Source organism: Leptolyngbya sp. O-77, from assembly GCF_001548395.1.
In the GTDB taxonomy this organism is placed as follows: domain Bacteria; phylum Cyanobacteriota; class Cyanobacteriia; order Elainellales; family Elainellaceae; genus Thermoleptolyngbya.
Map to the genome: position 1 here is coordinate 2,660,070 of NZ_AP017367.1, position 18,807 is coordinate 2,678,876.

Below are 18,807 nucleotides of genomic sequence, written 5' to 3' on the forward strand. Positions count from 1 at the left end.
TCACTCCATCACTCTCCCCCTCTCTCCTTCCCTCCCTCTCTCCCTCCCTTCTCCAACACCCCATCACCCTTCACATGTCCCTCCGCGCCATCCTCTTCGACTTCAACGGTGTCATTATCAATGACGAACCGCTGCACCAACGGTTGCTCGAAAAGCTGCTGGTGGAAGAGAACCTGCGTCCAAAACCGGAGGAATATCGGGAAATCTGCGTAGGACGGAGCGATCGCGCTTGCATTCGAGAACTGCTGTCGCGGCGCGGGCGCATCGTCACCGATACGTACCTGGATGAACTGGTGGCCCGCAAGTCGCGCTATTACCAGTTGCAGATTCAGGAAATTGAAAAGCTGCCCAGCTATCCGGGGCTAGAAGATTTAATTTTTCAAATTCGGGCGGCGCAACTGCCGATGGCGATCGTCAGTGGAGCCGTGCGGGCAGAAATCGAGATCGTGCTGGCGCGGCTCAATCTGGCGGACTATTTCAAAGTGATCGTGGCGGGCGACGAGATCCCTACTAGCAAGCCAGAGCCAGACGGCTACCTGCTGGGCGTGCAGCGGCTGAACGAAGCCATTCCCGGACTCAATCTGCAACCGTCAGAATGTCTCGCCATTGAAGACACGTTTGCAGGCATTGAAGCGGCCAAACGCGCAGGGATTCAGGTTGTCGGCATCGCCAACACCTACCCGTTTCACATGATGCAGCGCCGCGCTAACTGGGCGATCGACTATTTCAATGACCTGGATTTGGATTATGTGCGGCGGGTCTTCTCGCAATCGGCTGCGGCCTGACAAAAATCAATCGTTTGCATCAGCAAAGATTTCCTGCAAATTGCGGTAACCGCTGATGACTCGAAGAATCTCGATATGATCGTCAATTACGCGGTAAAAGATGAGGTAGTTCATTAATCCTAATCCCCGTAAATTGGGTCTGAGATGTGCGTAGGATTTACCGATGTATGGATAACGAGCAAGCTGGATGCATCTTTGATTGAACGCCGTCACAAAGCGATCGCCCGCCTCGATACTCTGTGCCAAAAAATAGTCAGTAATGTCATTCAGATCCTGGCTTGCAGGGAGGGTAATTCGTAGCGTCTTCATTGAGATTCCGCTCTAGCAGAATCAACCTTCTGGCGCAGTTGGGCTAACACATTGTCTGCGTCTAGAACACTGCCCTGCTCTGCGGCGGTGATTCCTTCGTCAATTTTGCGACGGGCTTGCTCGACCCAAGCGAGGTGCTCCGGAGTCTCATGAAAACTTTGCTCAGTAACTTCATCAGCAAGGAGCAATAGCGCTGCGTCGATCGCGTCCTCAATTGATCGATATCGACCCTGAAGAGAGAGGGTTTCCAGAATTTTGCTTTGCTCGACACTCAGAGTAATTTGCATACTGGTTCTGACTGAGAAGATCGATTTTAATATTCCAAAATTAAATAAATGCTTGCATCGATCATAACCTGGTTAGTCAGCACGCTGGGAGAGAGGCAACTGTTGAACAAAGCGATCACCAGCGTTCAGCGCAGCAATACCTTAACCCATGTTTGCGGCACAAATGTCTGTTCAGGCTGCATATTCCAGCATCGTGGAACATACTCCGATTTTAAAGACCTGATTCCTAATCTTGTTGAAATATTAAAAAGTAGCGAAATATACCGTTTATTAGGCATTATAGAAACAGATGCGGACAGGGCGATCGCCTCAAATCCCTTACTGCCCGTCCCCAAAGGAGAAGTTTATGGTTAACTTGCTGTCCAACACCGCAGCAGACTCCGCCACCCACGCCGCCCTCAACGGCAAAGCAGGCAGGAGCCTACTCGATGGAGCATCCCACAGCACGCTGCTGTCGGATGCAAACCGACGGCTGGAAAAAGCGCTGAGATATGTCTCGATCAATGAAGATGTTGCAGAGCGGCTGCGCTATCCCAAGTCTAGCCTGGTGGTGTCGATTCCCGTGCGGATGGATAACGGATCGCTGCGGATCTTTCAGGGCTATCGCGTGCGCTACGACGACAGCCGTGGCCCCACCAAGGGGGGTGTGCGCTATCACCCTGGCGTGACGCTGGACGAGGTGCAGTCGCTGGCGTTTTGGATGACGTTCAAGTGCGCCGTGCTGAACCTGCCCTTTGGCGGCGCAAAGGGTGGCATCACGCTGAACCCCAAGGAACTGTCGAAGTTTGAACTAGAGCGGCTGACGCGGGGCTATGTAGATGCGATCGCCGACTTTATCGGCCCCGACGTGGACATTCCCGCACCCGATGTCTACACCAACCCAATGGTGATGGGCTGGATGATGGATCAATACAGCATCATTCAGCGCAAGATTACGCCTGCGGTGGTGACGGGCAAGCCAATCACGATGGGCGGCAGCCAGGGGCGTGAATCTGCCACGGCGATGGGCGCATTTTTCGTAATGCAAACCGTTCTGCCGCGTCTGGGCAAATCGCCCGAAAATACCACCGTTGCGGTGCAGGGCTTTGGCAATGCCGGGTCAATTATTGCAGAATTGCTCTACAAAGCAGGCTACAAGGTCGTCGCCGTCAGCGATTCTCAGGGCGGGGGTGTATGCCTCGCAGGGGTCTCGACATTCCCAGCGTGCGACAAATCAAGGAATCGAGCCGCAAGCTCAAGGCGATCTACTGCGAAGGCAGCGTTTGCAACGACCAGGAGCATTCCATCATTACCAATGAGCAGTTGTTGGAACTGGATGTGGATGTGCTGGTGCCTGCGGCGCTAGAAAATCAGATTACCGCTGAAAACGCCAGCCGCATTCAGGCCCGCTACATCTTCGAGGTCGCCAACGGCCCCGTCACCTCCGATGCCGATGCGATTCTGGAAAATCGTGGCATCCAGGTGTTTCCCGATATCCTGGTGAACGCGGGCGGCGTGACGGTGAGCTATTTCGAGTGGGTGCAAAACCGTAACGGCTTCTACTGGTCGGCCGACAAGGTGAACCATCGGCTAGAGTTTGCCATGAAGCAGGAGACGGAACATATCTGGGCGATCGCCCAAGAGCGAGACATCGACCTCCGCACCGCCGCCTATGTCCACGCGCTAAACCGGCTCGACGATGCCATCCGCGCAAAGGGCACGCGGGACTTTTATGTGAGCTAGGTTGACGGGAGCCAGTCCTCTTGTTTCCCACACCAAAAGCTAGACCCTGTAAAGGGGCTGTCGCTCTACAGGGTCTATTTCGTGGCTGGGTGTTTTGCAGCTAGTTAGCAAAGCGGATTTTCAAGTAATCCTCTTCCATCTTGGCTCCAGCGGGTTGCAGCGCTGCTAGGGCCTGGGGCAGCACCAGATTTCGGCGATGGTTGCCAATGCGGACGTTTAGCTCATCGGCCGACTTGCTGAGTTCGATCTTGTCTTTGGGAATACCGGGTAAGTAAAGCTCCAGGCTGTACTGGTTTTGCTCTTGCACCACGCGCATCGTGGTTTCTTTGTAATAGACCTGAGCCGGATCTTCGTTAGCATAGAGCGTTTCCTTGAGCCGCTCCAGCGCTGCCAGCCCGCACAGTTCTTCAGAATAGAGCGGCACTTCTTTTACCGGCAGCGGGTGAAAGTTTTCGTGGATTTCCTGGCGATATTGCTGCTGGTTCTCTTTCCAGCGCTGAAAGAAAGGATCGCTCACCTCGTCAGGAATAATCCGGTTTGCCACCACCATGTCGGTTGCCACGTTATACAGGCTGAGATAAGCGTGGGCCCGCAGCGATTCTTTAATCACCATCTTTTCAGGATTCGTCACCAGACGCACCGAGGTCTGGGTGTTGTCGGTCAGCACCTTTTCCAGGGCTTCGATCTGCTGATAAAACTCGTAGGGCGCGTCCATCACTTCCTGGTTGGGCAGGGAAAAGCCTGCAACAGGGCGAAACAGCGGCTCTACTAGGGGCCGCAGCGCCGCAGACACCGCTTGCAGTGGCTTGTAGAATCGGCGCATATACCAGCCCGCCACCTCCGGCAGGCTCAGCAGGCGCAGGGCTGTACCTGTTGGCGCAGAGTCGATAATCAGGACATCGAAATCGCCTTCGTCATAGTGGCGCTTCATCCGCACCAGACTGAAGATTTCGTCCATGCCAGGGAGAATCGCCAGTTCTTCCGCCTCCACGCCTTCCAATCCCCGCGCCTGGAGAACCTGTGTAATGTAGCGCTTCACGGCTCCCCAGTTGCCCTCTAGCTCCATCAGCGCGTCTAGCTCTGCGCCCCAGAGGTTTGGCTTGACCGAGCGCGGGTCGTGCCCCAGCTCCATGTCAAAACTGTCGGCCAGGGAGTGGGCGGGATCAGTGCTGAGCACTAGGGTGCGGTAGCCCAGTTCTGCACACCGCAAGCCTGTTGCGGCAGCCACCGAAGTTTTGCCAACGCCGCCCTTTCCGGTCATCAAGATTACGCGCATGAGTGCCCAGCGATTTCGTGAAGAATGGTTACATCCTTCTAATGTATCGGGTTTTGCAGGCAGATGGGGCGTTTGGCGCGGGATTGGAGCGAGTCGGTCAGTAGGGCGATCGCCCCTTGTCAAGGCATTAGTTGATCTGCAAAGCCTCTGTCTGGAGGGGTCAGGCAGACTGCTTGCGAACGCTGAAATGCTGCCGCAGCACGTCAAGCCGCGAACAGTGCCAATAGTCGATGTGGGACGTGATTAGCCCCTGTTCATTGACGGTCATTTCGCTCCAGCCTGCGATCGCAATTCGGGGCTTCCAGGGCAGCGGCGTTGTCCAACTGAGCGTCCAGTCGGTGCGGATGTCTGCGCCCGTTTGCTGAATCTGGTGGAGGTCTAGCTGGGGGTCGAGAAACCAGGTCTGAATAAAGCCGATCATGCGTTCGTAGCGATCGCGCCCGCGAAATTCTGTCATTGGATCGCGAAAGTAAACGTCTTCTGCATAGGCGCTGAAGGTCTGGGATTTGGGGAAATTACGGTAGTCCTGTCTGAGGATTTCTAGGATGTCCATTTTGCTTTTTTCTTTTACTTAAAGATATAAATACTTTTTGTTGATTAGGCTGGGGGCGATCGCTCCAGTCTGCATCCAGCCTGCGATTCTCTTGAAAACCAAGCATTTCGACCCATCAAAGGGTTAATGCATTGGGATTAATATCTATCGCCTAAAGGTGATTTCTGTGAGGGCAACCCTTCAAAATTCAGAAAACTGATTAATCAAAATTCTAGCCTTTTGAAAGGAGTAAAGATCTGGCTACGTAGGCATCAACACGGAGGCTGCACTCCGTTAAGTTGCTGATGGATATGAGCTTTCAAACGGACGGAAAAGAGGGTTTTTTGTTTCTAGAACTGAAGTAGGAAGGCACGATTTGAGTGGTTCGCATTGTTGCGCTGAATCCTTCTAGATTTTTTTGAAAAACTGCTGATTTTGAGATCAAGAGTCTTTGGAAACGGTCTTTGCAGTCAATCATATTTTGGATGCAAGGCGCTCCCAGAAAAAACTCAAACCTCAGCGAAATGAAGCGGTTTTGATTTTCCCTTTTTCCAGGATCGAGGCTAGTTGAGATGCAGTTTGGGCAATCGAATTTTTCAGGGCGATCGCCACGATCCTCTACCCCAGAGTCAGACGAGTTCCAGTTCCGCGATACCTGGCTCCCTGCAAGTTGCTTTCAAGTCCGACAACAGGCAGACGCGCTGGCGCACGACCTATCCTCCATTTTGGGACAGGTGTCTGAGGCGATCGCCCTGCTCAATAGCCAGCAGGAACTCCTCCGCGCCAACGCCGCGCTGGATAATCTGACGGATCTGTGGTGGCAGCGAGCGGCGATTGAGGCGGCGGCCGACGGGATAGCCGTATTCGATGCAAAGGGAACCTTTCGCTATGCCAACCCGGCCTATCTGCGCCAGTTTGGCTATCCACCCGATGAGCCGCTCAGCAGCCAAACCTGGCAGCAGTTCTACATTCCCGCCGAGGTACGGCGGTTTCAGCAGGAGATTTGGCCCGGCCTGAGCCAAAATCCCCAGTGGCGCGGAGAGGCGATCGCTCTGCGGCAAGACGGCACTACCTTTCCTCAGGAAGTCAGCTTGACGCGCATTGCTGATAGCCATCTGGTGTGTATTTGTCGAGATATTAGCGATCGCAAGCGAGCCGAAGCAGCGCTGCGAGAAGCCGAAGCCCGCTACCGCAGCATTTTTGAAAACGCAATCGAAGGCATCTTTCAAACCACAGCAGAAGGACGCTACCTCAACGTCAACCCAGCACTGGTGCGGATCTATGGCTTCAAATCAGCAGAAGATTTGATCGCCAACATCCACAGCATCCAGCATCAGATTTACATCGATCCAAACCGCCGCAGCGAATTCATCCGGCTGATGCAAGAAGAAGGGCGCGTGGCCAACTTTGAGTCACTAATCTATCGGCGCGACGGTACCCCCATCTGGATTTCTGAAAACGCCCACTGTGTCTACAACAGTCGTGGGGATCTGTTGTATTACGAAGGCACGGTTGAAGATATCACCACCCGCAAACAGTCTGAGGAGCAGCTTTTTCTCAACGCCTTCCACGATTCGTTGACCAGCCTGCCCAATCGGGCCCTATTTATGAATCGGCTCAAAACCGCGCTCAACGCGCTGCCGCGTCGTCCGGGGCATCAGTTTGCAGTGCTGTTTGTCGATCTGGATCGGTTCAAGCAGGTGAATGACAGCCTGGGCCACCTGCTCGGCGACCAACTGCTGATCCAGGTGAGCCAGCGATTGCAAGACTGCGTGCGCGGCGGCGACACGGTGGCGCGGCTGGGTGGGGATGAGTTTGCCATTTTGCTGGAAGACATTCAAAGCGCCGATGATGCAATCCACGTTGCAGAACGAATTCAGGAGCAACTCGGCTGGGCTTTTTGCCTCCAGGGGCATCAGGTTCACATTAGCGCCAGCGTGGGCATTGCACTGAGCCATCACCGGGAAACCTGTCAGCCTTACCAAAACTTGGAAGACTTGCTGCGGGATGCCGATGTGGCGATGTATCGCGCCAAGCATCGGGGCAAAGCCTGCCACGAATTGTTTGACGGCACGCGCCAGACCCAGGTATTTACCCAGGTACAGCTCGAAGCAGATTTGCGGCGGGCCTTAGATCAGCAGGAACTAGAGCTGCACTATCAGCCGATTGTGGCGCTGCAAAGCCGCCGGGTGCGCGGGTTTGAGGTGCTGATGCGATGGCAACATCCCACCCAGGGACTTGTGCCACCCGGCAAGTTCCTCGACATTGCCACCGAGACGGGGCTAATTCTGATGCTGGAGGAATGGGTGCTGCGTCAGGCTTGCCAGCAAATACAGCAGTGGCAGCGGCAGGGATTGGCGGATGGGTCGATGACGATAAGCGTCAACCTGACGGAAAAGCAGTTCGTCCAGCCCAAGCTAATTGGGCAGGTGGGGCGAATTTTGTCGGAAACCGGGTTGCGTCCCAACTGTTTGCGGCTGGAGTTTGCGGAGGCGCTGCTGCGAGCAGATATGGAGGCGATCGCCCAAAACCTGCACGGGCTGACCGATCTGGGTGTACAGCTTTGCATTGACGACTTTGGCACAGGCTTTTTATCCCTCAGCCAGCTTCACAGCCTGCCCATCCACAGCGTCAAAATCGACCGCTCCTTTATTCACCGAGCAGGCATTAGCGTAGAAAGTCAGGCGATTGTGAAAACCATTGTGAGTCTGGCAGAAACGCTGCGGATGAGCGTAATTGCCGAGGGCGTGGAGACGCTGGAACAACTGGTGCAACTGATGGCAATGGGCTGTGAATACGGCCAGGGCTATTTGTTCTCGTCTCCGGTTGATCGGGCAATGGCGGAGTCGCTGTTGCTCAAGAAGCAGCTTTAGCAGCTAGCTTGAGTAGCCGTCAAAGACCTGCGATTCGTGGGACTGTGCATTGCGGAATCGAGTATCGTCTTCACGGTGTGTCCAAAAACAGACTTACCACCTGATCTAGCCCAACGGCGCGGGAGGCTTTGAACAGGAGGCGATCGCCCGCTTTCACGTTTTGCCTCAGCCAGTCCACAACTTCGGCATGGGTGGCAAAGCACTCGGTAGGCACACCGCTGGCTCCGGTGGCGAGAGCATCGGCTTCGGCAGGATCAGCCAGAATCAGCAGCGCGTCGAGTCCCAAGTCACGCACAGCCGCGCCGACCTGCTGGTGAAATTCGAGGGAGCGATCGCCCAGTTCTTTCATCGTGCCCAACACGGCAATGCGGCGGGCACCGGGCGTGTCGGCCAGCAGCCGCAGCGCCGCCAGCATCGATTCCAGCCCCGCGTTGTAGGTTTCATCCAGAATCACCACATCATTGGGCAAGTCTAGCCGCCGCGCCCGCCCCTGGGGAAGTTCCACGGTTAACCCAGCCATGAGCGGCTGCCAGTCGAGTCCTAGCAGTTTTGCAACAGCCAGCGCCGCCAGGTAGTTCAGTGCGTTGTGGCGGCCGGGCAGCGGCAGAGGGAGCAGGGTTCCATCTACCCGCAGCGTGTGGGCATCGACCAGTTCGCCCCGCAGGTCGCCGCCTTCTAGTCCGTAGGTGATTGTTTTGCCGCGCCAGACGCGGGCGGCCGTGTGCATCAGCCGCAGATTATCGTGGTTCAGCACGGCCGCGCCTGCGGAATCCAACTCCTGGAGCAGTTCGCACTTGGCATCGGCGATCGCCTGCTCAGACCCCAGCCGCCCGATGTGGGCCGTGCCAACATTGGTAATCACTGCAATATCGGGTTCGGCAATCTGTCCCAGCAGCGCAATTTCCCCCGCCGCCCGCATTCCCATCTCAATCACCGCAAACTGATGCGCTGGCCCCAGTTCCAGCAGGGTTTTGGGAACCCCGATTTCGTTGTTATAGTTGGCGCGGGTTTTGAGGACGGGGCCGCGGGTTTCCAGCACGGCGGCGATCAGTTCCTTGGTCGTCGTCTTGCCGACGGAGCCAGTCACCGCCACCACAGGCCCCGCAAACTGCCGCCGCCAGAGCGTGCCCAACTGCTGATAGGCCACCAGTGTATCGCCCACCCGGAGCAGCGGCCCGGCCGCGTCGGAGGGCACGTCGGACACGACAGCGGCGATCGCCCCTTGCGCTAGCGCCTGCTTCACAAAGGCATGACCATCAAAGCGATCGCCCCGCAGCGCCAAAAATAGATCGCCTGGCTCCAGGCTGCGGCTGTCGGTCGTGACTTGGGTAATCGGCATCTGTCCAAGGGTCGCCGACCAGTCGTGCGACAGCGCTCCCAGGCTTTGTGCTAGCCTGTCCAGCGGCATTGAAAACGGCATAGGCTTCTCGAATCGGGACTCTGCATCCGAGCAAGATCATACCGTGTCGTGCCTCTAGCCATCGTTTGAAGCTGCGGGGCGATCGCTGGCACCTGCTGAGCGATTCAGACAGGTGACAACCGTAATTTTGTTGACACCAGAGTTAGACTGGGGGCACTTCCGGGAAATATACTGGCATCGGCAACGCTGCCAGCTTCAAGGCTGCCTCCTGCAAGCGCTACCGCCTCACTGCTGTCTTCTGCCATCCGCTTCTCTCACCAGCCCCGGTGCTTTGCTGCCGCTTGGATCTATGGGTGTTTTCAATTCGCGTTTTGGGCGCAAGCTGCCGCTTCAGGCACTCTTAGTGGTTCCTTTTTTGCTACAGCTAGCCGGCACAGTGGGACTGATCAGCTATTTGTCTTATCGCAATAGCCAGCAAGCGGTCAATCATCTGGCACTAGAGCTACGCAACGAGCTGACTGCCCGCATTCAGCAGGAGGTGAGTACCTATGTGCAATCGCCTTTTGTCATCAATGATCTGAATGCGATCGCCCTCCGCAGTGGCGACCTCGATCCCTCCGCCCAAGAGGGGGCGTATCTCTTTTGGCAGCAAGCCCGGAGTTTGCCCGCAAATAACCTGATTTACTGCGGGGTCGAAGACGGCTCCTTTATGGGCGTGGGTCGCACGAGGGACAGCAAAAACCTGGAACTGCTGCTCACCAAAACGGGCCCTGGCGGCTATTTCCGATATTACAGCCTGGATGAGGAGGGCAATCGCAGCAGCCAGTTTCGTGTATTAGATCAAGATTATGACCCCCGCATTCGCCCGTGGTATCAGCAGGCAACTCAGATCCGAAAACCGGGCTGGAGCGACATTTATCTGGATTTTGACGATCGGGTGCCCGTGCTAACGGCCAGCACCCCGGTCTATAGCAACCGAAACGGTCGTCTGTTGGGCGTGTGCGCGACCGACTTTATTCCCTCCCGCGAGTTAAATCGCTTTCTCAGCGGGTTAAAGGTTGGCAAAACTGGCGAAACCTTTATCCTTGCCCGCACAGGTGAGCTGATTGCTAGCTCGACTGCCGACGAAGAGAGTCTGCTCATTGGCGCTGGAGAAAATGCCCAGCTTTTGCCTGCCCGCGATAGCCAAAATCCGCTGGTCAGCGCGACCGCTAACTATCTGAAGCAACAGTTTGATGATCTAAGGCAGATTGACCAGGTGCAGCAGATTGAGTTTCGCCTGCCGGGGGGCGATCGCCAGTTTGCCCAGGTGTCGCCGTTTCGCGATGAATATGGGCTGGACTGGCTAATTGTGGTCGCTGTGCCCGAATCCGATTTCATGGCCCAGATCAACGCCAACAACCGCCTGACGCAGTGGCTCTCGCTGGGGGCGCTGGCGCTGGCCACAGGGATTGGCATACTGACGAGCCGCTGGATTGCCCGCCCGATTCTCAAGCTGAATCAGGCAGCCCAGGCGATCGCCGCTGGGGATTTAGAGCAAACTGTCGAGGTTAATCCCATTGCCGAGTTGGAAACCCTGACGCAATCCTTTAACCAGATGGGACACCAGTTGCGCGAATCCTTCAACACGCTGGAACAGCGCGTACAGGAGCGCACGGCAGAGCTAGCCGAGTCGAACCAGCAGCTTGAGCTAGCAAAAGAGAAAGCCGAGGTAGCCAACGAAGCCAAGAGTACTTTTATTGCCAATATGAGCCACGAGCTGCGATCGCCCTTGAATGCAGTTCTGGGCTTTTCGCAACTGGCTCTACGCTCCAATCACCTATCGCCCGACCAGCGCGAAAACATCGGCATCATCTACCGCAGCGGCGAATACCTGCTGACGCTGATCAACAACATTCTGGATATTTCCAAAATCGAAGCGGGCAAAACCACGCTCAATCTCAAAAGTTTCAACCTGCATCAGCTGCTCAGCGACCTGGAAGATATGCTCTACCTGCGGGCCGAGAGCAAAAATTTGCTGTTGACCGTTACCCGCAGCGACGATCTGCCGCAATATATCCAGGCCGATGAGATGAAGCTGCGTCAGGTACTCATCAACCTGCTGAGCAACGGCATTAAGTTCACGCAGGCGGGTTCGGTGTCGCTGCACGTCTCTACCCAGCCACCCAGCCACACGCCGCTGGCGCTTCCGTCCCAAACACTGCCCGCTGCCACCGTGCCGATTTACTTTGAAGTGCGCGATACAGGCGTTGGCATTGCGCCGGAGGAATTGCCTCACCTGTTTGAAGCCTTTACCCAAACCCAGGCGGGCAAGGAATCGCAGGAAGGCACGGGGCTGGGGCTGGCGATTAGCCGCAAGTTCATTCAACTCATGGGGGGCGACATTGCCGTCAGCAGCGAGATGGGTGTGGGAACGGCGATCGCCTTCTACATTCAAGCCAGCCTCTCAGAAACCGCCCCCCTCGACCTGCACCCTGCTCGGCGGCGCGTGCTGGGGCTGGCTCCCGGACAACCCACCTACCGCATTCTGGTCGTGGATGACAAAGAAGTGAACCGCCGCCTGCTCGTAAAGCTGCTCAGTCCGCTAGGCTTTGAAGTGCGCGAGGCTAGCAACGGTCTGGAGGGAGTAGAAATCTGGGATACGTGGGAGCCGCACCTGATCTGGATGGATATGCGAATGCCCGTAATGGATGGCTACGAGGCGACCCAGCGGATCAAAGCCACGACCAAAGGCCAGGCAACCGCCGTAATCGCCCTAACCGCCAGCGTTTTAGAAGAAGAAAAAGTGGTGATCTTATCAGCGGGCTGCGATGATTTTCTCCGCAAGCCGTTCCAAGAGCAAAGCATTTTCGATGCGATCGCCAAGCACCTCGGCGTTGTGTTCCTATATGAGGAAAGTGAGCCTGGCAGCCGCCCGCAAGAGCCGCCAGCCGACCTATACTCGCCAGCCGACCTATACTCGCCAGAGTTGCCAGATCTGCCGGAAACCTGGAAAACTGCCCTACATACCGCAGCGCTAGAGGCCGATAGTGCCCAAGTTAAGGCGCTCATCACCCAAATTGCCGCGACCCATGCAGCCCTGGCCCAAGAACTAACCCAGTGGAGTCACCAGTTTCGCTTTGACAAAATCCTGGAGTGGGTCGAAGCACTTCCCAGTTCAACCGCCCTGATTCCTGATGCTGAGCAGCTATGAACCCTAGTCCCAACGCCGAATCTAAAGGCAGTGTCCTAGTTGTAGACGATATCCCCGAAAACCTGCGGCTGCTGACCGATATCTTGACCCAGCAGGGTTATCAGGTGCGAAGCGTCACCAGCGGCGCGATGGCCCTGCGAACGGCCGCCGCCAAACCCCCCGATGCCATTTTGCTGGATATCAAAATGCCCGACATGGATGGCTATCAGGTTTGTGAGTTGCTCAAAGCAGACGAGACGACGCGGGACATCCCGGTGATTTTTATCAGCGCCCTCGACGATCTGCTGGATAAGGTCGAGGCGTTTCAGGTGGGCGGGGTGGACTACATTACCAAGCCGTTTCAGGTGGAGGAAGTCGTCGCCCGCCTCGAAAGCCAGCTTACGATTCAGCGGCAAAAGCGGCAGCTTCAGCAGGAAGTTATCATCCGTCGCGAGACAGAAGAAATTCTCTATCAATCGCGGGCGCTGCTGTCTAGCATTTTGAACAGTTCCCTCGACGGCATTGCGGCGATGCAGTCAGTACGGGATATAGACGGCACGATTGGCGATTTTCGTTGCCTAGTGGTGAATCCGGTGGTGGCAAAAATGCTGGGCAAAACCCGTGAAGAACTGATCGGCAACCTAGCTCTGCGGCGGTTGGTGCAGCAGATTGATCCAGGGCTATTTCAGAGGTTTGTGGATGTGGTGGAAACGGGCGAAACGTTTGAGAGTGAGTTGGCCTATTCCACTCCGGAGGGCGATCGCTGGTATCACTACATTGCGGTAAAACTGGGCGACGGCTTTGCGGTGACAGTGCGCGACATCACCAGCCGCAAACAGATCGAGCTAGCCCTCCAAGCCGCGAATGAAAAGCTAGAAATCCTGGCGAATCTGGACGGGCTGACGCAGCTTGCCAATCGTCGCCGCTGGGATGCTTGTTTGGAGCAGGAGTGGCGACGGTGCGCCCGTGAGCAGCAGTCGCTGTCTCTGCTGCTGTGCGATGTGGACTATTTCAAGCGCTACAACGATGCCTATGGACATCAGGCTGGGGATGATTGCCTGAGACAAATTGCCAGGGCGATCGCCCACTCTGCAAAGCGTCCGGCAGATTTGGTGGCTCGCTACGGGGGCGAAGAGTTCTCTATTCTGCTGCCCAACACCACAGCCGCCGGAGCCGCGCAAATTGCAGAGATGATTCAGACGGCGGTGCATGACTTATCCATTGCTCATCGCCAGTCTGACATTAGCGATCGCGTCACCCTCAGCATTGGCATCGCCAGCGTCATCCCTCATCCCGAAGTGCCCCCCGAAACGCTGCTGAATGAGGCTGACAGCGCCCTCTATCGCGCTAAGCAGCAGGGTCGCAATCAAACAGTGCAGGCGATCGCAGGCGTTGTGGGATAGCTGCGACAAGGGATGAGAGCCGGAAAAACTCGCTGTCTGGCGCTGCTCAAGCTGCCATTTCAGACTTGTGTGCAGCCATCAGGCTCTGAGACGCAGGGCTAGGACTCAGACGTTCCAGCGCATTGCGGAGATCCGCAGTGAGATGCTTCGCGCCCTGTTTGGGCGATTCCTGGAGATAAGATTCAACCTTGATGGGGGCACCGATATTGATCGTGACGTGACAGCCCCAGCGGGGAAGCGGCTCGTCATAATGCAAATGAATCGGAATCACTTGCACACCCAGCCCCGGCCGGCTTTGCTCTGCCTGGAGAGCGAGACGGGCAAGACCTGGCTTGAGCGAATGCACCAGTCGATCGCGAAAAATGCCGCCCTCTGGAAAAATCACTAGCATTTCGCCCTGCTGCAACAGCTCCAGCCCAAACCGCAAGCTGGCAACACCTGGCTGGCGCGGGTTGACCGGAAAGCCGCCCAAACGGCGAATAAACCAGCCCTGAAGCCCTTTCACCTCGTCAGCTGTAACCATAAACCGGGGAATCCGTCCTGTAACGCTCGGCCCCGTGGCGTGGGGCACCAGCAGCGCATCCCACCGTGCCCGGTGGAGCGGCGCAAGGATCACTGGCCCCTCGGCGGGCAAATGATGCTGTCCGTGAATCTCGATTTTGCCGAAGTAGGCTGGCAGCAGCAGGCGATTTCCCAGAGGATAGGCGATCGCCGACAGCCAGGGCGACACCTTTGAATTCACTTTGCTTTCTCGACTTGGGTCAGGAGGGGTCAAAGGGTCGTTGGTGGGGCGATGTAAAACCATGGAGCAAGAAAAAACCAGCAAAAACAGCAAGGATGATTCGGGTGAGCCAAAAACTAAGCTCTGCGTTCGCCTGACTGCACCAAGTTCGACGGAAGAATGCTCCCGATCGCGCTATGAACTGGATGCAAAAGACGGTGCAAAGCAACTGTTTTTTAGCTTAGGGCGATCGCCCTTGGAACTGATCTCCCAAAAGGACAGTTGTGAGGGTGTCCTGTAGGGGGTTGAGTTGGAAATGAGGCGGGATTTTTGGGTTTTGGGTTTTGGATTTTGGATTCTGCGCTTGGCAACGCTTCTAGCGACCGACGGTTTGTTGAATGAGCTTGGCGAGTTGTTCGGCGCTGTCGGCGATCGCCAACCGTCCGGCTGCTGCTGCCATATCTGCAAGCTGGGGCGATCGCATCAGTTCCAGAACCTCGGCGGTGAGCTTGGCGGCGGTGAGTTCTTTTTGCTGAAAGACTTTGGCCGCACCTGCCCGCACGAAAGCGGCCGCGTTCACCGTTTGGTGATCTTCGGCAGCGAAGGGGTAGGGAATCAGGATGGCAGGAAGATGGGCGATCGCCAGTTCTGTCAGCGTGCCCGCACCAGAGCGGCTGATGGCCAGCGTCGCCCGATGAAACAGTGCCGCCATATTGTCATAAAAGGGCAGCGCGAGATATTGCGGATGGCTGAGGCTCTTTGCCTCTGGGTCTGCGTCGCCCGTCAGGTGAACGAGCCAAAAGCCCGCATCGAACCAGGCAGGCGCACACTCGCGCACCAAGCGGTTCACCGCCACTGCGCCCTGGCTGCCGCCGACAACCACAATCAGCGGCACGTCATCGGGAATCGGCAGTTGCAGCGGCGGCAGGGCCGACGGCTCTAGCCGAAAGGCATCGCGCACGGGCGTTCCAACGTGAACCGCCCTAGCGCGGGGCAGCCGCTGGATCGTCTCTTCAAAGCCCACCGCCACCACGCTGCACCAGGGACTCAGCAGCCGCGTCACTTTACCCGGCAGGGCGTTGGATTCATGCAAAATTGTCGGCAGACCGAGCGATCGCGCTGCCAGGATTGCCGGAGCAGCAATGTAGCCGCCCGTAGTAAACACGCCCTGAAAGTTGCCCGTTTGCAAGAGCGATCGCACCTGCACCACCGCCCCCAGCAGCCGCGCCAGCGTCTTCAGCGTGCCCAGCCCTGGCTTTCCCTGAAAGCCCTCCACCCGAATCGTATGCAGCGGATATTTTCCCGGCACAAGCTGCGTTTCCAAACGGTCGGGCACGCCCAGCCATTCAATGGTGTAGTGAGAAAGTTGCTCAGCCGTGGCGATCGCCGGAAACAGGTGTCCGCCCGTGCCGCTGGCCGCGATCAGGAGCTTCATGAGTGGGGATGACGGGGTGTGGGAGTGGGGAGTGTGGGGCGACGGGGTGTGGGTTTCTGAAAGGTGGAGCGCGAGAGAAGCTTCCGGATTCCGTGACGAACCGTGCGGATAGCGTCTACACTGTGTCTGGAATTGCTGCGCCTTTGAGGTTGAGTGAGTCGCTCGCAGATTTTGGATTTCGAGCGCGGCTTGGAAAAAGGCTTGCAGCCCAAACGTTTTAGTATCCTACCGTATCCCCATGCAGAAACCCCCTGAGTTTCCATTGCCCCTCTTGAATTTCCAGTTGAATTTCCAGTTGGCTCAGCCCATTGGGAAAGCCGTTGCCTCGCGGATCGGCATGACGCGCCGGGGCTGGCGGCGGGCAAATTTGGTAATTCCGGCGGTGGCACTGGGGGTGTTGCTGAGCTGGGCGGGTCGCGTGGGGGCGCAAACCACGCCTGCGCCCGCAGAACCGCCTGCGCCTGCGCCCGCCGTGCAAGCCGCCCCGGAGGAACTGACAGAGGCGATCGCCCGCCTGGATGCCGCTGCCAGCAGCCGCAACCTGCGAGACGTGATGCGCCTCTTTAGCCGCAGCTTTACCCATGCCGACGGGCTGACCTATGACACGCTCAGCACTGCGCTCCAAAAGTTTTGGGAACCCTACCGCAGCTTGAGCTATCAGACGGTGCTGGATTCTTGGGAGCGAGATGGCAATGCGCTGATTGCTAATACAACGACGACGATTACGGGCACTCGCGATATCAACGGACGCATCGTGACGCTGAATTCTGTGCTGTCTACGCGGCAGCGCTATGAAAACGGACGCATTGTGTCTCAATCCGTGCTATCCGAGCGCACCGAAGTTTCTAGCGGCGACCTCCCACCCAGCGTGCAGGTTCAGCTTCCGGCGCAGGTGCTGGTGGGGCAAAGCTTTGATTTTGATGTGATTGTGCAAGAACCGCTGGGCGATCGCCTCTTGCTGGGCGCAGCGATTGAGGAACCCGTGAATGCCGAGGGCTATCTCAGCGCCGCGCCGTTGAATTTGGAACTGCTATCGGCTGGGGGTTTGTTCAAAACGGGTCAGGCTCCGGCGCTGCCGAGCGATCGCTGGATTACGGGGGTGCTGGTTCGCGAAGACGGCATTGTGCAGCATACTCGTCGTCTGCAAGTCGTCGATGATCCGTCCCTGATTACCACGCCGCCGTCCGCCCCGCGCCGCCGCCTGCCTCGCCTGCGATAAGCAATTCTCTAAGCTTTTCTATAAGCTTTGAACCAGTCAGCTTTGAACCGGAAGCTTTGAATCGGGAGCTTTGAACTAGGTCATTGCGCTGGCAGAGGCGCTGTATCCCGCAGAACTATCCTGCGTTCCAGGCCGGATTACGCCCGAAGCGCTCATCATCCAAAATTCTTATGGAACCTCTAGGGAAAACGAGTTGCCCGGTCACGGTTTTCACAGACTGGAGGCGATAGAATTTGGAGAGCCTAGGTTAAGCTTCTTTGCAAGCTGCCCTGCCTGCTTGTCTGCTGCAAGCCAAAATCGCGAAACTATCGAAACTCAAAATCGAAAGCCGATGCTTACCCTTTCCGACTCACTGCCGCTGGTTCCCCTGCTCTATGTTGCGCTGGCAGGTGCTTATCTGCTGGTGCTGCCGCTGCTGACGATGCTATATCTCAAGCAGCGGTGGTATACGGCTGGCTCCATTGAGCGGCTATTACTCTATTTCCTGGTGTTTTTCCTGTTTCCGGGATTGCTGCTGATCAGCCCGTTCCTCAATTTTCGCCCCGAAAAGCGACAGTTGGAAACTTGATAGAAATCTGAACTGGATGCCTGAGCGGAGATCAGCGGCTTTGGTGACGCAGATAAGCTGAGGGGCTGCTGGGTAGCTTTTTAGCCTGTCTGATAAGGCCCAGAAGTCATGCTGGGTCAGTTGAGATAAGGAAGAGCGATCGCTAGTGAGTGAAAGGGCGATCGCTCTAAGTGAAGCTAGATTTGGTTAAGTCGGGAGAGAGTTGCCAGGCAGACCAAGCTGAGAGATTCTGAGGCGAAGCTTTAGAGGGCGATCGCCGCTGTGTTGCTGAAGAGGGGTGCTGCTTCGGGGCGATATTGTGCACCGCGATAGGTGAGGTTGACGAAAGGCTGAACTGGCAGTTCAGAGGAGTGGCGCATCGTCATCTCAGCGCCGCGATAGCATCCATAGAAAGATTGGCTGGTAGCAGGCAGTTCGGTGCAGAGGGTATATTCGGTGCCGCGATAGGTCAGTTGCATGGTTGTGTCTCCTAGAGAGTGAAGCGGGGTGCGCCTCGTTTGATGTCCTTAGTTATACGGCGATCGCCCCTGGCGGCGCGATACTGAAAAGTTATGGACTTATTGCCCCTACGACTCCTTAACTTTTCCGATCGCCTGATGGAAAATCGCTGCCCACTCCTTAACTGAGCAATGGACGCAACTTATAAAACCTTTCGGGTTCGAGATTGGCAGCCGAGCGATCGCGCTGTTGCTGCCGAGCTAATTTACACAGTGCTGGCGGAGTACGGCCTCGGCTGCGAACCCGACGGAGCCGACCAGGACGTGCTTCAGGTGGAAACGGCGTATTGGGCAACAGGCGGCGAATTTTGGGTGGTGGAGCAAGCGGGCAGCCTCGTCGGCACGGCGGGCTACTACCCCATTCGCCGGGGTGAAAATGCCGTCGAGATTCGCAAAATGTACCTGCATCCGAGTGTGCGCGGTCAGGGCTTGGGCAAGTTTTTGCTGATGGAACTGGAGGGGGCGATCGCCCGCAGCGGCTATACACAAATCTGGATCGAAACCGCCAGCGTCTTGAAAGAAGCCGTCCTGCTCTACGAGCGACAGGGCTACGAACCCGCCAACGGTGTGGAAACGGCTCGATGCGATCGCGTCTATGTGAAATACCTCGCCTAAGATTGCAGGCGCATGATCCTTGCAGGCGGATTG

General features: G+C 56.6%; 17 protein-coding genes and 1 pseudogene. 10 read left to right on the forward strand and 8 right to left on the reverse strand.

Annotation, left to right across the window (positions count from 1 at the left end; translation table 11 throughout):
• Positions 1-74 precede the first annotated feature (74 nt).
• Positions 75-785, forward strand: coding sequence for an HAD family hydrolase (locus O77CONTIG1_RS11290; RefSeq protein ID WP_068510647.1), 711 nt, complete (start codon positions 75-77; stop codon positions 783-785).
• 6 nt (positions 786-791) lie between these two features.
• On the opposite strand, the gene O77CONTIG1_RS11295 is transcribed toward O77CONTIG1_RS11290, so the two are convergent.
• Both O77CONTIG1_RS11295 and O77CONTIG1_RS11300 read right to left on the reverse strand, forming a co-directional pair.
• Positions 792-1,094, reverse strand: coding sequence for a type II toxin-antitoxin system RelE/ParE family toxin (locus O77CONTIG1_RS11295; protein ID WP_068510648.1), 303 nt, complete (start codon positions 1,092-1,094; stop codon positions 792-794).
• Entirely contained in the window at positions 1,091-1,381 is a 291-nt protein-coding gene (locus O77CONTIG1_RS11300) for a hypothetical protein (RefSeq protein WP_068510650.1), read from the reverse strand. The genes O77CONTIG1_RS11295 and O77CONTIG1_RS11300 overlap by 4 nt, the downstream gene beginning before the upstream one ends.
• A 102-nt stretch (positions 1,382-1,483) precedes the next feature.
• Between O77CONTIG1_RS11300 and O77CONTIG1_RS24475 the strand changes: the two genes are divergently transcribed.
• Both O77CONTIG1_RS24475 and O77CONTIG1_RS28360 read left to right on the forward strand, forming a co-directional pair.
• Positions 1,484-1,735, forward strand: coding sequence for a hypothetical protein (locus O77CONTIG1_RS24475; protein WP_156435172.1), 252 nt, complete (start codon positions 1,484-1,486; stop codon positions 1,733-1,735).
• A gap of 94 nt (positions 1,736-1,829) precedes the next feature.
• A pseudogene (locus O77CONTIG1_RS28360) lies at positions 1,830-3,103 on the forward strand (Glu/Leu/Phe/Val family dehydrogenase).
• Between the two features lie 100 nt (positions 3,104-3,203).
• Here the strand turns inward: O77CONTIG1_RS28360 and O77CONTIG1_RS11310 are convergent.
• On the reverse strand, positions 3,204-4,379 hold the full coding sequence (locus O77CONTIG1_RS11310; RefSeq protein ID WP_068510652.1) for a TRC40/GET3/ArsA family transport-energizing ATPase: 1,176 nt from the start codon (positions 4,377-4,379) through the stop codon (positions 3,204-3,206).
• Between the two features lie 160 nt (positions 4,380-4,539).
• Complete coding sequence (locus O77CONTIG1_RS11315) at positions 4,540-4,932, reverse strand: DUF2358 domain-containing protein (RefSeq protein WP_068510654.1); 393 nt, start codon at positions 4,930-4,932, stop codon at positions 4,540-4,542.
• Positions 4,933-5,483: 551 nt separating this feature from the next.
• Between O77CONTIG1_RS11315 and O77CONTIG1_RS11320 the strand changes: the two genes are divergently transcribed.
• Positions 5,484-7,784 carry a bifunctional diguanylate cyclase/phosphodiesterase gene (locus O77CONTIG1_RS11320; protein ID WP_068510656.1) on the forward strand — a complete coding sequence of 767 codons (2,301 nt, stop codon included), beginning with the start codon at positions 5,484-5,486 and terminating at the stop codon, positions 7,782-7,784.
• Between the two features lie 70 nt (positions 7,785-7,854).
• Here O77CONTIG1_RS11320 and O77CONTIG1_RS11325 read toward each other — a convergent pair whose 3' ends face one another.
• Positions 7,855-9,204 (reverse strand): UDP-N-acetylmuramoyl-tripeptide--D-alanyl-D-alanine ligase, encoded by a 1,350-nt coding sequence (locus tag O77CONTIG1_RS11325; RefSeq protein WP_068510658.1) that lies wholly within the window; start codon positions 9,202-9,204, stop codon positions 7,855-7,857.
• 289 nt (positions 9,205-9,493) lie between these two features.
• Between O77CONTIG1_RS11325 and O77CONTIG1_RS11330 the strand changes: the two genes are divergently transcribed.
• Both O77CONTIG1_RS11330 and O77CONTIG1_RS11335 read left to right on the forward strand, forming a co-directional pair.
• Complete coding sequence (locus O77CONTIG1_RS11330) at positions 9,494-12,337, forward strand: response regulator (protein WP_068510660.1); 2,844 nt, start codon at positions 9,494-9,496, stop codon at positions 12,335-12,337.
• Positions 12,334-13,719 carry a diguanylate cyclase domain-containing protein gene (locus O77CONTIG1_RS11335; RefSeq protein ID WP_068510662.1) on the forward strand — a complete coding sequence of 462 codons (1,386 nt, stop codon included), beginning with the start codon at positions 12,334-12,336 and terminating at the stop codon, positions 13,717-13,719. Before O77CONTIG1_RS11330 ends, O77CONTIG1_RS11335 begins: the two co-directional genes overlap by 4 nt.
• Before the next feature lie 46 nt (positions 13,720-13,765).
• Here the strand turns inward: O77CONTIG1_RS11335 and O77CONTIG1_RS11340 are convergent, their stop codons facing one another.
• A complete protein-coding gene (locus tag O77CONTIG1_RS11340) occupies positions 13,766-14,494 on the reverse strand; it encodes a lysophospholipid acyltransferase family protein (RefSeq protein WP_225894747.1) in 729 nt (242 codons plus the stop codon).
• A gap of 28 nt (positions 14,495-14,522) precedes the next feature.
• On the opposite strand from O77CONTIG1_RS11340, the gene O77CONTIG1_RS11345 reads away from it, so the two are divergent.
• Positions 14,523-14,741, forward strand: coding sequence for a hypothetical protein (locus tag O77CONTIG1_RS11345; protein WP_068510666.1), 219 nt, complete (start codon positions 14,523-14,525; stop codon positions 14,739-14,741).
• 75 nt (positions 14,742-14,816) lie between these two features.
• On the opposite strand, the gene murG is transcribed toward O77CONTIG1_RS11345, so the two are convergent.
• Entirely contained in the window at positions 14,817-15,875 is a 1,059-nt protein-coding gene (murG, locus tag O77CONTIG1_RS11350) for an undecaprenyldiphospho-muramoylpentapeptide beta-N-acetylglucosaminyltransferase (protein WP_068510667.1), read from the reverse strand.
• A gap of 238 nt (positions 15,876-16,113) precedes the next feature.
• Between murG and O77CONTIG1_RS11355 the strand changes: the two genes are divergently transcribed.
• Together O77CONTIG1_RS11355 and ndhL are read left to right on the forward strand one after the other, a co-directional pair.
• Positions 16,114-17,094, forward strand: a complete 981-nt coding sequence (locus O77CONTIG1_RS11355; RefSeq protein WP_068510669.1) for a hypothetical protein — start codon at positions 16,114-16,116, stop codon at positions 17,092-17,094.
• 331 nt (positions 17,095-17,425) lie between these two features.
• The gene (gene ndhL, locus O77CONTIG1_RS11360) at positions 17,426-17,662 is read left to right on the forward strand and encodes an NAD(P)H-quinone oxidoreductase subunit L (protein WP_068516427.1); all 237 of its coding nucleotides are present in this window, start codon (positions 17,426-17,428) and stop codon (positions 17,660-17,662) included.
• 242 nt (positions 17,663-17,904) lie between these two features.
• Here ndhL and O77CONTIG1_RS11365 read toward each other — a convergent pair whose 3' ends face one another.
• The gene (locus O77CONTIG1_RS11365; RefSeq protein WP_068510671.1) at positions 17,905-18,120 is read right to left on the reverse strand and encodes a DUF4278 domain-containing protein; all 216 of its coding nucleotides are present in this window, start codon (positions 18,118-18,120) and stop codon (positions 17,905-17,907) included.
• Positions 18,121-18,291: 171 nt separating this feature from the next.
• On the opposite strand from O77CONTIG1_RS11365, the gene O77CONTIG1_RS11370 reads away from it, so the two are divergent.
• Positions 18,292-18,774, forward strand: a complete 483-nt coding sequence (locus O77CONTIG1_RS11370) for a GNAT family N-acetyltransferase (protein WP_068510673.1) — start codon at positions 18,292-18,294, stop codon at positions 18,772-18,774.
• Positions 18,775-18,807: the final 33 nt, after the last annotated feature.

Excerpts from the sequence above, each read along its gene's own strand:
- O77CONTIG1_RS11290 (WP_068510647.1), top strand. The coding sequence starts at position 75 with ATGTCCCTCCGCGCCATCCTCTTCGACTTCAACGGTGTCATTATCAAT.
- O77CONTIG1_RS11295 (WP_068510648.1), bottom strand. The coding sequence starts at position 1,094 with ATGAAGACGCTACGAATTACCCTCCCTGCAAGCCAGGATCTGAATGAC.
- O77CONTIG1_RS11300 (WP_068510650.1), bottom strand. The coding sequence starts at position 1,381 with ATGCAAATTACTCTGAGTGTCGAGCAAAGCAAAATTCTGGAAACCCTC.
- O77CONTIG1_RS11310 (WP_068510652.1), bottom strand. The coding sequence starts at position 4,379 with ATGCGCGTAATCTTGATGACCGGAAAGGGCGGCGTTGGCAAAACTTCG.
- O77CONTIG1_RS11315 (WP_068510654.1), bottom strand. The coding sequence starts at position 4,932 with ATGGACATCCTAGAAATCCTCAGACAGGACTACCGTAATTTCCCCAAA.
- O77CONTIG1_RS11320 (WP_068510656.1), top strand. The coding sequence starts at position 5,484 with ATGCAGTTTGGGCAATCGAATTTTTCAGGGCGATCGCCACGATCCTCT.
- O77CONTIG1_RS11325 (WP_068510658.1), bottom strand. The coding sequence starts at position 9,204 with ATGCCGTTTTCAATGCCGCTGGACAGGCTAGCACAAAGCCTGGGAGCG.
- O77CONTIG1_RS11330 (WP_068510660.1), top strand. The coding sequence starts at position 9,494 with ATGGGTGTTTTCAATTCGCGTTTTGGGCGCAAGCTGCCGCTTCAGGCA.
- O77CONTIG1_RS11335 (WP_068510662.1), top strand. The coding sequence starts at position 12,334 with ATGAACCCTAGTCCCAACGCCGAATCTAAAGGCAGTGTCCTAGTTGTA.
- O77CONTIG1_RS11345 (WP_068510666.1), top strand. The coding sequence starts at position 14,523 with ATGGAGCAAGAAAAAACCAGCAAAAACAGCAAGGATGATTCGGGTGAG.
- murG (WP_068510667.1), bottom strand. The coding sequence starts at position 15,875 with ATGAAGCTCCTGATCGCGGCCAGCGGCACGGGCGGACACCTGTTTCCG.
- O77CONTIG1_RS11355 (WP_068510669.1), top strand. The coding sequence starts at position 16,114 with ATGCAGAAACCCCCTGAGTTTCCATTGCCCCTCTTGAATTTCCAGTTG.
- ndhL (WP_068516427.1), top strand. The coding sequence starts at position 17,426 with ATGCTTACCCTTTCCGACTCACTGCCGCTGGTTCCCCTGCTCTATGTT.
- O77CONTIG1_RS11365 (WP_068510671.1), bottom strand. The coding sequence starts at position 18,120 with ATGCAACTGACCTATCGCGGCACCGAATATACCCTCTGCACCGAACTG.
- O77CONTIG1_RS11370 (WP_068510673.1), top strand. The coding sequence starts at position 18,292 with ATGGACGCAACTTATAAAACCTTTCGGGTTCGAGATTGGCAGCCGAGC.